16 protein-coding genes and 2 tRNA genes are annotated in these 13,778 nt (G+C 64.4%); 12 read left to right on the top strand and 6 right to left on the bottom strand.

Translation table 11 applies throughout. The features are described 5' to 3' along the window. Positions 1 to 113: 113 nt before the first annotated feature. From LWF01_RS09600 to LWF01_RS09580, 5 genes are read left to right on the top strand one after another with little or no spacing between them, the layout of a single operon-like run. Positions 114 to 266, top strand: a complete 153-nt coding sequence (locus tag LWF01_RS09600) for a hypothetical protein (protein WP_349640788.1) — start codon at positions 114 to 116, stop codon at positions 264 to 266. Positions 267 to 296: 30 nt separating this feature from the next. Further along, positions 297 to 869 (top strand): nicotinate-nucleotide adenylyltransferase, encoded by a 573-nt coding sequence (gene nadD / locus LWF01_RS09595; RefSeq protein WP_349640879.1) that lies wholly within the window; start codon positions 297 to 299, stop codon positions 867 to 869. After that, positions 862 to 2,448, top strand: a complete 1,587-nt coding sequence (locus tag LWF01_RS09590; protein WP_349640787.1) for a hypothetical protein — start codon at positions 862 to 864, stop codon at positions 2,446 to 2,448. Before nadD ends, LWF01_RS09590 begins: the two co-directional genes overlap by 8 nt. 42 nt (positions 2,449 to 2,490) lie before the next feature. Next, complete coding sequence (rsfS, locus tag LWF01_RS09585; RefSeq protein WP_349640786.1) at positions 2,491 to 2,901, top strand: ribosome silencing factor; 411 nt, start codon at positions 2,491 to 2,493, stop codon at positions 2,899 to 2,901. Beyond that, positions 2,901 to 3,512, top strand: coding sequence for a histidine phosphatase family protein (locus tag LWF01_RS09580; protein ID WP_349640785.1), 612 nt, complete (start codon positions 2,901 to 2,903; stop codon positions 3,510 to 3,512). The genes rsfS and LWF01_RS09580 overlap by 1 nt, the downstream gene beginning before the upstream one ends. 128 nt (positions 3,513 to 3,640) lie before the next feature. Here the strand turns inward: LWF01_RS09580 and LWF01_RS09575 are convergent, their stop codons facing one another. Together LWF01_RS09575 and LWF01_RS09570 are read right to left on the bottom strand one after the other, a co-directional pair. Continuing rightward, positions 3,641 to 4,723: a glycosyltransferase family 4 protein gene (locus LWF01_RS09575; protein ID WP_349640784.1), complete on the bottom strand. Its 1,083-nt coding sequence runs from the start codon at positions 4,721 to 4,723 to the stop codon at positions 3,641 to 3,643. Beyond that, positions 4,720 to 5,706 (bottom strand): alpha/beta fold hydrolase, encoded by a 987-nt coding sequence (locus LWF01_RS09570; RefSeq protein WP_349640783.1) that lies wholly within the window; start codon positions 5,704 to 5,706, stop codon positions 4,720 to 4,722. Before LWF01_RS09570 ends, LWF01_RS09575 begins: the two co-directional genes overlap by 4 nt. A 97-nt stretch (positions 5,707 to 5,803) precedes the next feature. Here LWF01_RS09570 and LWF01_RS09565 point away from each other — a divergent pair. The 4 genes from LWF01_RS09565 (at position 5,804) to LWF01_RS09550 (ending at position 7,515) form a co-directional block, all read left to right on the top strand. After that, positions 5,804 to 5,876 (top strand) — tRNA-Ala (locus LWF01_RS09565). A gap of 351 nt (positions 5,877 to 6,227) precedes the next feature. After that, entirely contained in the window at positions 6,228 to 6,749 is a 522-nt protein-coding gene (locus LWF01_RS09560; RefSeq protein ID WP_349640782.1) for a helix-turn-helix domain-containing protein, read from the top strand. A gap of 15 nt (positions 6,750 to 6,764) precedes the next feature. Then, entirely contained in the window at positions 6,765 to 7,304 is a 540-nt protein-coding gene (locus LWF01_RS09555; protein ID WP_349640781.1) for a DUF6036 family nucleotidyltransferase, read from the top strand. Positions 7,305 to 7,438: 134 nt separating this feature from the next. Then, positions 7,439 to 7,515, top strand: a tRNA-Ala gene (locus LWF01_RS09550). Between the two features lie 321 nt (positions 7,516 to 7,836). Here the strand turns inward: LWF01_RS09550 and LWF01_RS09545 are convergent. Then, positions 7,837 to 8,706: an AraC family transcriptional regulator gene (locus tag LWF01_RS09545; RefSeq protein WP_349640780.1), complete on the bottom strand. Its 870-nt coding sequence runs from the start codon at positions 8,704 to 8,706 to the stop codon at positions 7,837 to 7,839. A gap of 69 nt (positions 8,707 to 8,775) precedes the next feature. Between LWF01_RS09545 and LWF01_RS09540 the strand changes: the two genes are divergently transcribed. Both LWF01_RS09540 and LWF01_RS09535 read left to right on the top strand, forming a co-directional pair. Next, positions 8,776 to 9,183: a DUF6157 family protein gene (locus LWF01_RS09540; protein ID WP_349640779.1), complete on the top strand. Its 408-nt coding sequence runs from the start codon at positions 8,776 to 8,778 to the stop codon at positions 9,181 to 9,183. A 30-nt stretch (positions 9,184 to 9,213) separates the two neighbouring features. Then, a complete protein-coding gene (locus LWF01_RS09535) occupies positions 9,214 to 9,612 on the top strand; it encodes a DUF1761 domain-containing protein (RefSeq protein ID WP_349640778.1) in 399 nt (132 codons plus the stop codon). 157 nt (positions 9,613 to 9,769) lie between these two features. On the opposite strand, the gene LWF01_RS09530 is transcribed toward LWF01_RS09535, so the two are convergent. The 3 genes from LWF01_RS09530 to LWF01_RS09520 form a co-directional block, all read right to left on the bottom strand. Beyond that, positions 9,770 to 10,636: a GNAT family N-acetyltransferase gene (locus LWF01_RS09530; RefSeq protein ID WP_349640777.1), complete on the bottom strand. Its 867-nt coding sequence runs from the start codon at positions 10,634 to 10,636 to the stop codon at positions 9,770 to 9,772. A 67-nt stretch (positions 10,637 to 10,703) separates the two neighbouring features. Beyond that, complete coding sequence (locus LWF01_RS09525; RefSeq protein WP_349640776.1) at positions 10,704 to 11,006, bottom strand: YciI-like protein; 303 nt, start codon at positions 11,004 to 11,006, stop codon at positions 10,704 to 10,706. Positions 11,007 to 11,345: 339 nt separating this feature from the next. Next, on the bottom strand, positions 11,346 to 12,404 hold the full coding sequence (locus tag LWF01_RS09520) for a LacI family DNA-binding transcriptional regulator (protein ID WP_349640775.1): 1,059 nt from the start codon (positions 12,402 to 12,404) through the stop codon (positions 11,346 to 11,348). A 30-nt stretch (positions 12,405 to 12,434) separates the two neighbouring features. On the opposite strand from LWF01_RS09520, the gene LWF01_RS09515 reads away from it, so the two are divergent. After that, positions 12,435 to 13,706: an MFS transporter gene (locus tag LWF01_RS09515; RefSeq protein ID WP_349640774.1), complete on the top strand. Its 1,272-nt coding sequence runs from the start codon at positions 12,435 to 12,437 to the stop codon at positions 13,704 to 13,706. Positions 13,707 to 13,778 lie beyond the last annotated feature (72 nt).

Genomic DNA, 13,778 nt, shown 5'->3' with positions numbered 1-13,778 from the left:
ACTGCCTGACGGAGCGCAACGATCGGGGCCGGGAGCCAGCCGATAAGGCATCGTTGGTTCCGGCATGACAGACTATTAGTTGTAACAACGACTGATTACCAGGAGATTCCACCATGACCAGCGTCATTCTGGCTGCAGCCGAGCAGGCTGAACACCACGTTGAAATCCCGATGCATCCGATTGCATACGGGTTGATTGCGTTCGGCACCCTCATGGTTATGTTGCTGGTCACCATGAGCTACCGCGGTGTCTCAAACCGCCACTAAGTGAGTAGCAAATGTCTGCGCATCGGCGTGATGGGTGGAACGTTCGACCCTATCCATCACGGACACCTCGTAGCCGCCAGTGAGGTTGCCGCACAGTTCGGACTCGACGAGGTCGTGTTCGTGCCGACGGGCCGGCCGTGGCAGAAATCGGACAGCGTGGTTACCGATGCAGAGCATCGGTATCTGATGACGGTCATCGCCACCGCTTCGAACCCCCGTTTCACGGTCAGCAGGGTCGATGTGGATCGGCCCGGGACAACCTACACCATCGACACGCTGCGCGATCTCAGAAAGCAGTACGGCAACGCCGAGCTGTTCTTCATCACCGGCGCCGATGCTCTGGCACAGATTCTTTCCTGGAAAGACGTCCATGAGTTGTTTGAGCTCGCGCACTTCGTCGGTGTCACCCGACCCGGCCACGAGTTGAGCCGCGGCGGACTGCCGGACAACGGGTTGAGTCTGCTCGAGGTGCCAGCTCTGGCTATCTCGTCCACCGACTGCCGCGCGCGCGTTTCTGCGCATCAGCCGGTGTGGTACCTGGTACCCGACGGCGTTGTTCAGTACATTGTGAAGCATTCTTTGTATAGGAGCGACGATGACTGACTCTTCCGGTAGCGAGGCTCAGAGGTTCATGAGCCGACGCGAACGCCGTGAGGCCGAGCGCATTGCCGCCGAGAACGCGCAGGCGCAGGCAGCGGCCGCCGATAATGCTGTGGACGGCTCCGGCGATCTCCCGACCGGGGGTCATGCGCGCGTCACACCTTCGGCCCGGCGGGGCCCGCTTGCTGCTGACCAGCCCGAACAGGCGGCGCCGCCCAAGCGTGCCGACCAAGTTCGGCGTGGCGGCTCGGATCAGGAGGGATCGGGTGCGGCCGGCGGCGGGATTTCCGACGATGCCGACCTCGACGAGGACGATGACTCGTCGCATGAAATCCCGATTCCGGCGCAGTACGCTCCGCGGCCGTCCCGGAAACCAGATGGACCGGCCCGGACGGCGGCCGCGCCTTCGGAAACCGCGGAGACTTCCGCCGATTCTGACGCTGGCTCGGCCCAGGAGGCCTCCAGGAAGGTTCCTCCGGCGCCTGGTTCGCCTGCCAGAAGCACGGATTCGCCTGCCCGGACTACGGGTTCCCCTACCCGGCGCGCGGATGCAGCCGGGCCGGCTAGCGCTGAGCCGGCTGTGTCCGCAGACAAGTCATCCGGCGCTGCTCCGGACGACGCCGCGCCGTCGGCGTCCTCGAATCCGCCGGCTGGACTCGCGGCATCGGCGTCCTCGAATGCTGGGGGCGAAACCAAAGGCGATCAGCCGCGTTTCATGACCCGGGCGGAGCTGAAACGCTATCGCGCCAAGCATGGCCTGCTCGAAGAAGCCGACGACAAGCCCGAGGAGCCGGCGCCGCAGCCGGACATGTCGGCGCCCGCAGCGGCTCCCCGCCGGGGTACGCAGGACGCGCCGGCGAAAAAGTCCGTCGCCGCGGCGGATCCTGAGCGGGATCGCAAGGTCGGAACCGCTTCGGCCGAAGCGGCCCAAACCTCGCCAATCGCTTCCACGTCTCAAGAGGCACCGCCCGCGACCGTCTCCGCTCAGGCCGAAGACAACGACGCGAACTCATCGACGAATCCGGTTGCGACGCCGAACATCTTCCATCCAAGCCGACGGCCGACCGTTCCACAGCGGCGCGGCCAGTCGGTCGAAGCTGAGATTCCCGCTACGGCTGCGAGTCGAGCCGCTGAGAGTCAGGACGCCGAGGTTGCGGACGAGGGAGATCCGGCAGATGCGGACACCGCGAGGGCGGGCGATGCTGCACGGGAGAGTCCGCAATCTGCTGAACTGCCCAGCCGACGTCGGAACCGGACCGGGCGCTCACCTGTCGTCCGGCCGCCATCGACAGCCCAGGTGGCCGTGGTCACCGGCTCGCTTCCGCTCGCCGGAACCAGTGCTCTCGACCGGCCGGGCCTGGAGAAGACCACCTGGCCGTTCGCCGAGGACTCCGATCTGGACGACAATTCGGAGGTGAGTGAGCCGCCGGTCCCGCCTGTTCGGGCTCGCACCGCGGTCAACACCGATGAGAAGATGCTCATTGGCTCGAAATCATCCCGGCTGCCGCTGATCGCGCTCGGCACGGCCGTCGCCATTGGCGTCGTGCTCGTCGTAGTAGGCCTGGTGTTAATGCTCAGGTAGTCTGCTCGCCCAACCATCACCCCCACACAGCAAGGAAACTTAGTGACTGCAACGGATCGCGCCCAACAGCTGGCAATTACTGCCGCCCACGCGGCCGCGGACAAGCTCGGCGAGGACATCGTCGCGCTGGATGTCAGCGATCATCTGGTGATAACCGATGTTTTCGTGCTCGCCTCAGCGCCGAACGAGCGACAGGTAATGGCCATCGTGGATGAGGTGGAAGAAAAGCTCCGCGAGCAGGGCGTGAAGCCATTGCGTCGTGAGGGCCATCGCGAGGCGCGCTGGGTTCTGGTGGACTTCGGCGAGATCATCGTGCACGTCTTCCATCAGGAAGATCGGGAATTCTACGCGCTCGAACGGCTGTGGCGTGATTGCCCGGCCATCGAGGTCCCTGAGGTATCTCCGGCCCGGCCCACCGATGATTCCTCCATCGATACCGGGACTACTGAGTGATGCCGGCACAAACCGTTGTGCTGTGGCGACATGGCCAGACCAATTTCAATACTGTGGGCAAATTCCAGGGGCATATCGACACGGAGCTGGATGAGTTTGGCTGGGGGCAGGTGCGGGCGGCTGCGCCGCTGCTGGCGGAGTACAAGCCGCAGCGCATCGTCTCGTCCGACCTGAAACGCGCCCAGCAGACCGCCTCGGCGCTGGCCGACCTGGTTGACGACGTCTCGGTGGAGACGGATGAACGGCTGCGGGAGACCGCCTATGGTCGCTGGGAAGGACTCACCCGCGCAGAAGTAAAGGAGCAGTGGGCCGATGAGCTGGCCCGCTGGTCCAGCGGTGATGACGAGCCGACCCACGGTGGTGAGTCACGGGTGGATTCAGCGTCCCGTGCCGCCGACGCGATCAAGGAACATATTGCCGGCACGGAAGGCGGCGCCTTGGTGGTCGTTGGCCACGGCGGCTCCTTGCGCGGGGCGGTGGGTCAGCTCCTCGAACTGCCGTTGACGGCGTGGGATCGCTTTGCCGTTTCGCATAACGCGCACTGGAACGTTTTTGAGCGGCGGCGGCAGGGCCTGACCCTGGTTCAGTTCAACGTCGGAACCGGCGCCTAGGCTTTGCTGTTCGCCAGGCAACTGCGTTTTCGCCGGTGCCGAGTGTCACCTTAGGGATGTTTTTCGGCGGGCGCTGCGCACCCAACCTGTTACTCGAGGGCCCCGCACGAGGACTTCACTCCACGTCGTTAACGCCGACGGGGCTCGGCGGCAAGCTGCGTGATCAGCTCGTGCAGTCGAGCGGCGGACTCCTGCCAGGAGAATTTTTCTGCCTGGGCCGGCCCCTGCTCAGAAGCGGCCATCCAACGCGTCGTATTCTCGAGTTCGTGGATTCGATCCGCGAGCTGCTTCGGGCTACGCGGCTCGAAATAGAGCGCGGTGTCGCCGCCGATCTCCCGGAAAATCTCCAGGTCACTGACCACGATCGGTGTGCTTCGACCCATTGCTTCGACCAGCGGCAGGCCGAAGCCCTCATCCAGTGATGCGGTGACCAGCGCCGTCGCCTCATCGAGCAGCCGACGATATTCCTGGTCGGTGACTCCATCGTGAAATATCACTCGTGCGGAGTCCGGAGCCGAAGCAGTGAGGGAGTCCCTGCGCTCAGGCCGGATCCGGCTGAGCAGGTGCAGGGTATAGCCGGGAAGGTGCTCAAGGCTCGCGATCAGGGTTTCGACGTTCTTGTAAGGCAGGAACGCACCCATGTAGACCAGCGACCGTGCCTGACTTGTGTTGTCCCGCTGCGCCGGTGGCGTGGGGTCGGCGGCATTGCCGATAACGTGCACCGGGCGCCTGGTCAATCGATGCTTGCGGATCAGTCGTGCAGTGGTTTCGCTGACCGAGGCCACTGCATCAGCGCGATTGAGCAGCAGCCGCTGCGGCCAGTAGGCCTTGTGATACAGCCGCCAGATGCCGCGCACCAGCCGCGGTAGGTCGTGCGGTGGCTCGGGGTGCGAGTAGTAGATCAGGTCATGCAGGGTCAGGATCAACCGGTACCTGCGACCGAAGGCTCCCATAACCTGCATTGGTGAGAATACGACGTCCGCGCCGAGCTTGTTCAGCGTGCGGCCGATCAGGAGTTCCCGCGGAGAAATCGGCGAGTTCAACTTCACGTAGTCGACTGTGTCGGGCAGCAGGGCCCGCTGACGATCGTCGCTGATGATCCCGGTGACTTCGGTGAGCTTTGCCAACTCGGCGAGCAGGTTGGCGCCGTAGCGGCTGATGCCATCGTGATGGGACGTCCGGGTGAAACGGGCGTCGAAGAATACCTTCATGCGGTGATGAACTCCTGAATTGCTGCCGCGGCATGTTGCGGAGCCTCGTAGTGGACCAGGTGACCGGCTCGGGGAATCACGATGAGTCTGGAATCGACGATGCTCGCGTGCAACGCCTCCTGCGCGGGCAGCGATGAAATGTCGTCCCGCTCGGAGGCGATCAACAGCGTCGGCGTCTTGATGTCCGCGGCGCTCTGAGTCGCGGTGTTCTGGATCGACGTGGTGAATGCCTCCAGCAGGGTCTGCCGGTCGGAAAACGATGAGAAATGCGCGTCATGCTGGCCGTGAATGTATTGCCGAAGCTCGGGGTCTTTGGTTTTCGCCATCACGATGCTCATCAGGCGGACGATGAGCCGGTTCCGAAGTAGTTCAAGACCTGGCGCGGCGGGCAGGGCGGTGGCGAGCCGATAGTAGAAAACCGTGAGCAAGGTAAGGACTTTTTGCGGTCCTTCGAGCGCAGGAGAGGCGATCGGATTGATCAGCACGAGCTTGCTGAGCGCTTCGGGGTACTCCGCGGCGAAGCCGGCAGCGACGATTGAGCCAAAGGAATGGCCGACGACGACCGGGGGAGTGGCAAGGTCCAGCTCGCGGATGAAGGCGCGCAAGAAGTCGACGTACCCCTTGAGCGTGTGTGGTGTCGGCAGCGGGCCGGTGCGGCCGAAGCCGGGTAGGTCCGGGCTGATTACCCGGGTCGGCGTCAGGGCCTGCGCGATAAGTTCGAGGCCATGGTGGTCGCCGCGGAAGCCGTGCACCATGATGACGGTCGGCGGGTCGTCGTCTGGGGCTGGTTTGTCGTTGTGCGGTGGGGCTGGCGCTTCAGTTAGGGCTGGCGCTTCAAATGGGGTGGCTAAGTCGTGTGCCGCGATGGCCTGCCCTTCGCCGTAGATCCAGTAATCCGTGCTGAGGAACTGGGCGGCTTTCGTCCCGGCTTGGTCATCGCCCCGAATCGCGACCGGCACCCGGATTTGGTTGTGTTTACTCATCACCCTGAGCCTAATCGATGCGCCTATCGGCCCGATTTTGACCTTGGCCGGTTAACAACTACTATTGATCGAGTTGCCACGGATGGCGACAAAGTTTGGGGCTGTGGCGCAGCTGGTAGCGCACCTGCATGGCATGCAGGGGGTCAGGGGTTCGAGTCCCCTCAGCTCCACATTGGAAGATGGCTCCGACCGCTCTTTGGTCGGGGTCATTTCCAATATCCGACCGAGTACGAGAACCCTTTAGGTGGGCCCCCGCTGCGAGCGCCAGCGAGCAGTAGGGGATCCCCCTTCTCCAGGACTGACGCCGACACCTGCCTTGGCCTCTGCTTCCGCCATGCTGACCAATCGCTGTCCGCCGATCGCGGATTGCGATCCCGAGTTCGGCGCTTTCCCCGCGCGTACGAGGTGCCAAGACGAATCTCCCTTACTGACTGGATATGACACGGTCGGTATATCTCACATTTCGCCGGTGAGAAGTTGCACGGAGCGTCACCTATAGCATCATTTGCAATAATGGGCTGATGGCGGTCGGCCGCGGTGATCTGCTTCGCGAGGTGATGCTCTCCACGGGCACCACCCAGTCGATGTTGTCGCGGATCAGCGGGGTCCATCAGCCCAGCATCAGCCAGTTTCTCTCCGGCAGGGTCGAGTTCAGCGACGAGCAGTTCGACCGGTTGCTGTCGTGCATGGGGTTCCGACTCGAGGTGGTGCGTCGGCCGGTGGTACCGGAACTGACCCGCTCCGAACGGCGGTCGTGGCTCCTGCACCGTAAGCTCTCGGGCCGCCTTACTCGCGAGAGCCTTGAGGAGTGGCTGCCAACGATTGAGCGCAACCTACGGCGTCTGCGCGATGGCGTAACAGGCCAGCCTCACAAGCGGAATCTCCGGCGGTGGATTGTCTTGGTCGATGAGCGTGACGTGGTCGGTCTGAAGCGGGTGATGACGGGTTTCGATCGTGATTTGATCGAAATGCGCGAGGTTTCGCCGATGGGTGGCCTCCTTACCGAGGACGAGCGGCTCGAAGTCCTAGAGGGGGCTGCCTGATGCGCCGCGACCAGCTTGAGCACGCGATCCGTACGGCCTGCCAGCTCATCGGCGACTCGGAGGTCATCGTCGTCGGTTCGCTCGATCCTCGGCACGTTCGGCGAGGAGCAGCTCCCTGCGGACGCCACGATGTCGATTGAGGTCGACATCCTGCCGATTGCCGATGACAACGACGAGACGGCCCGCCTCGCCGATCTGATCGAGGGGGTTGCGGGTGAATTCTCCCTGTTCGAGCAGCTTCACGGCTTCAGCATTGACGGCGTTGATCTAGAGACATCGGCGCTCCCTGCTGGCTGGCGCGACCGGCTCGTCAAGGTCCAGAACGCAAACACGGCCGCGCCCTCGGGGGAGCCTCGATTCACGGGCTGGTGCCTCGACAAACACGACCTCTGTGTCGCCAAGCTCTGTGCCTTTCGTGAGAAGGATCTGAACTTCGTCGCGGCGCTGTTAACCGCCGGCCCCGTCCGACAGGATGTAATTGCCGAGCGACTCCCGACTGTGGCAGAGCGCTACCGCGAGGCGGTGGTCCGTGCTCTGGGGTGGTTGGCCTCCTGAGTGTAAGGCGTCTGCCTCTGCTTGACGCGTCGATCACCCCCATCGAACTGTGTTCTTCGTCGTTAAGGCCGGAGACGCTAAAGTCGATCGTCGTCATCCCACGTGCGTTTGATCGTGCCGTGGCCGCCGCATACGGATACTGTGACGCAGATGGTCGCGCACCTGCATGGCATGCAGGGGGCTAGGGGATCGAGTCCCCTCAGCTCCACCAAGGTACTTTGCGGGAACAGAGGAGATGGCCTATGAGCCGTTGTCGTTCTTCTTTCGCCTCGCCCCGGGCAGCGGCCACGATGGTGGCGAAGGGATCGGCCAGGGTCCGGTGGACGCTCCCCTCTTCGGTGATGTCGAGCTGTGTGTAGAACGCTTAGTTCGCAAGTCGGCGGTTCAGCGGTGCCCGCTCGGGATCAACCTCCCAGGTTCGAACCCTGCGGCTGTTCAGCTGGGCAGAGCCGCGTGTTTCTAGGCGGCCTCGCTCCCAGGGGCGGCACGGCCCAGGCGGCCCCGCTCCCAGGGGCGACATGGCCCAGGGCGGCTACCGGTGTTCTGCGCTTGCGGTGAGCTGCCGGAGGATGCGGCGATATGCGCCGGGGGTCGTGCCTGTCGTGGCGCGAAAGTCGCTGGTGAGATGTGCTTGGTCGGAGTACCCCAGCTGCACGGCCAACTCGGTAAGCCGGTCATCGTCCTGGATTGCTATAGCTTGTGCCGCTTCTTGCAGCCGGATGCGTCGAGCGACTTGTTTCGGCCCGATACCGAGCGTCTGCGATAAAGCCCGTTGGATTGTGCGCTCGCTGATTCCGAAGCGTTCAGCGAGGGGCGTACTGGTGCGGTTGTATGCGCGGGCACGGAGTTCGTCTAGAACGCGATTCGCTAGCAGGTGGGATGCCTGCGGTGGGTTCTGTCTCATCCGGTCGGCGATGGCATCGTTGACCGCCCGGGAGCGGGACTCAGCAGTTCGCTCGCCCGCAGCTCGCGTCATCAGCTCGTGCAGACCAGCGTCCAGCTCTGCGGTGATCGGGATCGTCTGGTTGACCAAGTCCTCTGGGCGCAGCGAGCTGAGAACCGCGAGCCCAGCAGGACGAAGCCGGATCGCGAAGACATCTCCGGTGCCAGTGATGCGCCGGAACCACGCCCGCTCGTGGAGTCCGGTTACCAAGAGGCCCGCGGGAACATCCCCGGCTTCAATAGTCAGATTGATCGCCGGGAGGTCGATGATGGCTTGATCGATCATTTCGCCGTCATCCAAGCTCCATCGCACCGCCCAGTACTGGTCTACGACGTCTGCGACTCTTGGGTCTGGATCGATCCAACGTGCATCGTAGCGGCTGAGATTGGCCGGGTGCAGCACCCCGGTGGGCTCATCGGCGCGGATTCTGCGCTCGTCGCCACCCTCTGCCACGGCCACGTCTGCTCCTCTCATCGGTGTCGGGTTTCTCCAATACTTCACCGCACTCGATTATTAACGATGGTAGGTATGACGACTAATTACACCGATACGTTCATACATGTCGCGAGCGACAGCCCCGCAGAGGAAGCGCAGGCTCCGCCTGCTGGGAGGGCAGAGCCTTCGGTCGCTCAGCTCCAATACGAACTACTCATCGATGCGCCGTACGCGCTGACATCGGACGACGTGATCTTCGCGGTTCATGCGATCCGTAGGGACATAGCTGATGAAGACCGAGCCGAGGCACGCCTCGAGTTCTTCGCGAAGCCCCAGGCATGCTTGCGGTCCTCACCCCTAGCAAAGCGCTACGGATGGGGCATCCATCACGACTCACAATGCCGGATAGCACTGGTACCCGTGGGTAGTGAGGACTACAAGCGGCTCAGTGAAGCCCCAGCGCTTCGGAAAGTTGAAGCACTGCGCTCTAAGCGACGATGAGGTGTGATGGTGCTCGGCACACTTCTTGAATTGAGCTGGCTTTCGGTTGTCGTCGCGGCGCTGGCTTACTATCTGCTCGGAGCGCTCTGGTTCTCCCCGCTGTTCGGCAAGGCTTGGGATCGGTCAATCGGGCATACGCGAGAGAAGCGCACCCGCTTCCAAGCGTCCTACTACGTTGTTCCGTTCGTGAGCGCGGTGCTTGTCACCATAGCCGTGGCGCTCATACTTCGACTCGTACAGCCCCAAAGCCTCGTTGACGCGCTTGGGCTGGGCACGGTCGTTGCTACTGGTATTGCTCTGCCCATCTCGATCAATAACTCTCTAACTCCACATACCCCCCATCCGTTCCTGCATGGCATAGTCACCGGGGGATATCACCTAGCCGGCATCATCGGTGTCTCGTGCATCCTGCAGTCGTTGAACCCATGAATGGCCTCGCCTCATTACACCTTTGCCCACCTTGTCAGTTCCGATTCCCAACTTAGGCTGGCTGTTGCGGGAACAGGCGTTCTCCGAGGCTGCCAGGGGCATGCGTGACTTTGTCGCCGGAAAGACGGAAGCCGAAATTGTCCCGACGTACTTTTGGCTACGCGCTCCGGCATCGGTCCCGGCGCTCAGGGAGCTGCTGAAAGCCGGCCGACCGGTAGGTGGCGACCGCCGCGACGTTGGCGCTTGGGGTGCAGACGATCGCACTCGACGAGCCCAGCTCCTGGAGGGCGGCCGCCGCGGCGACGGTGATCGCTGTGCCGTAGCCATGACCCCGATGTTCCCGGTGCACGCCCACGGGCTCGAGCAAACCCGGTCGTCCTTGGCCAGCCGACCACACCGTCACCGCCGCGACCGCGTCGCCGTGGTCGCTGTAGGCGACAAGACACCGGGCGTCGGCGTACGGCAATCCCGCCGCCATAGCGTGCCACTGCTCGTCGGGAAACGTCGATCCATCGAACGATGCCCGCTGCACCGCAGTCCGCACGTGGACCTGCTCCGGCCCGATCATCTCGATTCGCACGCCCGGATCTTCCACCGGCTGCGTGAGGTCGCGGCGCAGCAGGGCCCACGGCTCGTCGGCGGTCCAGCCGGCCTCGGTCAGTAGATCCTGGACCAGTGCACCTGTCGGCGCCTCGACGGACACCTTTCCTTCTGGCAGTACGTCACGTTTCGGTCGAGTCGTGTCGTCAACGAGCTGTCGCGCCAACTCCTCGTCCCGGTGAGCGTCGGGTGCGGTAGTCAGCCGCAACAGCGTGGCGCCGTCCAGCAACCCCACGGCGAGAATCCGTCCGTCCCGGCTCCAGGTCCGGACCGCCGCGGCCGTCGCCTCTGCGCCGAACTGCCAGAACCACCCCAGGTCTCCCGGGTGCAGCTGGATCGGTGCCTCGTCGTCCTGCCACCCCCGCAGCACCTTCACAATCTCGCTCAGTCCGGCGACCTCGGGCTTGCGCAGCACAATCGTCATACTCCGATTACACACAACAGCGCCGTCGGTCCGCACCTGATTTTGGTGCGTCGACCCTGTTCGCTATCTAGTCGGGGTGCACTGGTGACGTGGCCGTGGCTCCGACGACGGTCGCCCAGGGCGCAACTCGCCAGCTCCGCACAACTCCGCCGGTGACATATGGGTCGGCCTTCGCGAAGTCCTCGACCGAGGAGGTATCTGGCACGTCGAAGATAAGTAATCCCTCACTCGCTGGCTCGCCGACGGCGCCACCGAGCAGTAACTCATCACGTTCGACCGACGCCCACGCGTAACGAAGGTGCTCCGCTCGGAACTCTTCGCGCTTCGCTAGGTAGTCGTTCGCGTACTCGTAGGTCAGTGTGAAGTGCATCTCTCCTCCAGGAGCCCAATCATAGCAGGGGAGCGAGTACCGATCTTTGAGCATGCGTACGACTTTTTTGGGCATCGTCAGCAGGCACTGCGACCTGGATTACATCGAGCGAAGCCACATACGAGCAGCTCCGTCCCATCGTCGACGACGCCGTTCTCCTCGTCCACCGGAAAGCCGCTGGAGTGGGGGACTGAACACCTTCACCACGAGAGCCTCGGGGGGTGCTCGTGCCCATCGCCAAAGGCGGTCCTAGTCGGCCGACTTACTAAGCGTCATCGTGTCCATGCACATCAGACGGCTATTCGGAGCCTACGAGGTCAACCCCTCCGTCTCCTGCCCTCAAGGATTGGGGCCCGCCGGGTGGGTGGAGGCTCGCTCGATGATCTGCCACTGGTCGGTGAAGTCGATGCTGGTCTGGGTAAGGGCCTGTTGGGCACACGCGGCACCCTGCTCGCGCATGGACTGTGCCACGGTCGTGATGCCTAGGGTGCGCGCGGCATCCGCGTCGTCCCAGCCAGTGACCGCGACTGCGCTTGGCACATGCAGACCGGCAGCGGCCAGGGCACGAAGCGCACCGGATGCGAGCTCGTCGCTCATCGTGGCAAGGGCATCGGGGCGACGGTCCCGCGACAGCAGGTCCGTGGCCATCGTTTGCGCCTCACGGGCGTCATTTGTCGAGCACACTGCAACGAGCACGTCTGCCCAATTGGCGCCCACGTCGCCGGCGGCGTCCCGAAAGCCAAGCAGGCGCTCACGGGTGACGGGGAACGTCGCTCGGTGCGGATCGGGACCGGCGAGGATCGCCGCCCCGCGGGCGCCGGTGAGGGGGAAGCTCAGCACTGCCGGCGTCGTAGCTGCGGCGAACACCAGTCGGCCGATATCGCGGGCCGCGGCCCGGTTGTCGATCCCGACCACGCGGGCACCCGCGGCGGGCGGGCCACCGTGCACGACCACAGGACGGCCGGTTGCGATTGCCGCGTCCAGCACCGGTGCGCCATCCTCCATCGTCCATAGCACGTAACCATCCACAGCCGCCGCACTGATCCGCGCACCATCTGTGCTGGCGTCGGTGACCGGCAGGATCGTCATCGCCTGCCCCTGCTCCGCGCACACCTCCGCCACACCTGCCAGGAATGCCGTTGCTTGCGGGTCGTCGAACGCGTACGTCAGGTGTTCACCGAGCACCACCCCGAGCGCTCCAGCCTTGCCACGCCGCAGCGACCGGGCCGAGGGGTCAGGTCCGGCGTAACCCAGAGCCCGCGCGGCGGTCAGCACTTTCTCCCGCGACGCGGCCGAGACGCGCTCTGGTCGGCTGAACGTGTACGACGCGGTCATCGTGGAGACCCCGGCATGCTCGGCCACCTGTGCCAGCGTCACTCGACGCGATGAGTTGATCACGAGCACCAGTCTATGTGTATCGTTACACATATGTCACGTTCTCTTCCGTCTGCCCGTCCTATGGTCGTTGCCGCGATGATCGCCTTCGCCGCGTTCGGAGCGTTCTGGGGTGCTTGGGGCGCCTCGATCCCGCGAGTCCGGGTGCAGGCGGGGCTCGATGATGCCGGGCTCGGGGTCGCCCTGCTTTTCGTCGGAGCAGGCGCGTTGCCCGCGATGCTGCTCACGGGTCGGGCGATCGACCGGTGGGGTCTACGCGTGGCGGCTGTTGCCATCGCTTTGTTGGGCGGGTCCGGTGTCGTTGTCGCTCTCGTGGCCGGGGACCTGGTCAGCCTCTCCGTCGCGCTCACCCTGGTCGGAGTGACGTCCGGCGCGTCGGATGTCGCGATGAACTCCGTCGCCGGGCGTGCCGAGCGCGACGCCCGGCGTCCGGTCATCACCCGCGCACACGGCGTGTTCTCCTCATTCGTCGTTATCGCCAGCCTCGGCACCGGGCTGCTCACCGGCGCGGGCGCTCCCATCGTGACCCCGTTCGTCCTCGTCGCGATTACCGCGCTGCTCGCCGCAACCCTGATGGCCCGCGTGCTCCCCGCCGGCCCCGATGCCAATGCCCCTGCGCACCCTGTCACCGCCGGTGATCTCGACGCGCGGGTGCCGGTGTTGCCGACCCTGTCGCTGATCGGCTTGGGCCTACTCGGAGCGCTGGCGTTCGCCAGCGAGAACGCCCACCAGAGCTGGAGCGCCATCTTCGCCACCGACGCACTCGGTGCCAGCGCTGCCGTCGGCGCGATCGCCCCGGCAGTCTTTGCCAGCGCCGCCGCGATCACCCGGTTCAGCACCGGAGGCATCAGCGCCGTCCACGCCCGCCCGGTCATCGCCGTCGGTGCGGCAGTGGCCACCGCCGGCGCGGTCGTCATCGCGTACGGACCCAATTTGGTGGTCAATGCCCTTGGCCTCGCCCTGGCTGCCGCAGGTACCGCCGTCCTGTTCCCGATGATCCTGTCCGTCGTCTCGACCCGCGTCGATGAGACGAACCGTGGTCGCGCCACCTCCACCGTCTCCACCGTCGCCTACCTCGGATTCCTCCTTGGGCCGTCCTACGTCGGCTTCTGGTCCGACGCCGTTGGACTGCGCGGCGCCATGCTCGCCGTCGCCGCTCTCGGCGGACTTCTCCTGCTTTTCACACCTCTGATCAAGTCCGTTCCGCGAGGCGCGGCGGGCCCCACCCCACGCGATCAACCCGCTCCGGAAACCACGGATGACTGGGCAGATTCTGCTCCCACAGACCAAACCCGCCACCTCTGATGTTCGTCGAGCGTGTGTCGTGCTCGTATGGGCCAGTGTTGGAGGTCGTCACCTGTGCTGTTTGGGTATCCG

It is taken from the genome of Saxibacter everestensis, from assembly GCF_025787225.1.
GTDB lineage: Bacteria > Actinomycetota > Actinomycetes > Actinomycetales > Brevibacteriaceae > Saxibacter > Saxibacter everestensis.
Note: the sequence above shows the minus strand (reverse complement) of the source record. Positions and strands in the feature narration are given on the sequence as shown.

Coding starts and splice junctions, on each gene's coding strand:
- LWF01_RS09600 (WP_349640788.1), top strand. CDS start 114: ATGACCAGCGTCATTCTGGCTGCAGCCGAGCAGGCTGAACACCACGTT.
- nadD (WP_349640879.1), top strand. CDS start 297: ATGGGTGGAACGTTCGACCCTATCCATCACGGACACCTCGTAGCCGCC.
- LWF01_RS09590 (WP_349640787.1), top strand. CDS start 862: ATGACTGACTCTTCCGGTAGCGAGGCTCAGAGGTTCATGAGCCGACGC.
- LWF01_RS09580 (WP_349640785.1), top strand. CDS start 2,901: ATGCCGGCACAAACCGTTGTGCTGTGGCGACATGGCCAGACCAATTTC.
- LWF01_RS09575 (WP_349640784.1), bottom strand. CDS start 4,723: ATGAAGGTATTCTTCGACGCCCGTTTCACCCGGACGTCCCATCACGAT.
- LWF01_RS09570 (WP_349640783.1), bottom strand. CDS start 5,706: ATGAGTAAACACAACCAAATCCGGGTGCCGGTCGCGATTCGGGGCGAT.
- LWF01_RS09560 (WP_349640782.1), top strand. CDS start 6,228: ATGGCGGTCGGCCGCGGTGATCTGCTTCGCGAGGTGATGCTCTCCACG.
- LWF01_RS09540 (WP_349640779.1), top strand. CDS start 8,776: ATGACGACTAATTACACCGATACGTTCATACATGTCGCGAGCGACAGC.
- LWF01_RS09530 (WP_349640777.1), bottom strand. CDS start 10,636: ATGACGATTGTGCTGCGCAAGCCCGAGGTCGCCGGACTGAGCGAGATT.
- LWF01_RS09525 (WP_349640776.1), bottom strand. CDS start 11,006: ATGCACTTCACACTGACCTACGAGTACGCGAACGACTACCTAGCGAAG.
- LWF01_RS09515 (WP_349640774.1), top strand. CDS start 12,435: ATGTCACGTTCTCTTCCGTCTGCCCGTCCTATGGTCGTTGCCGCGATG.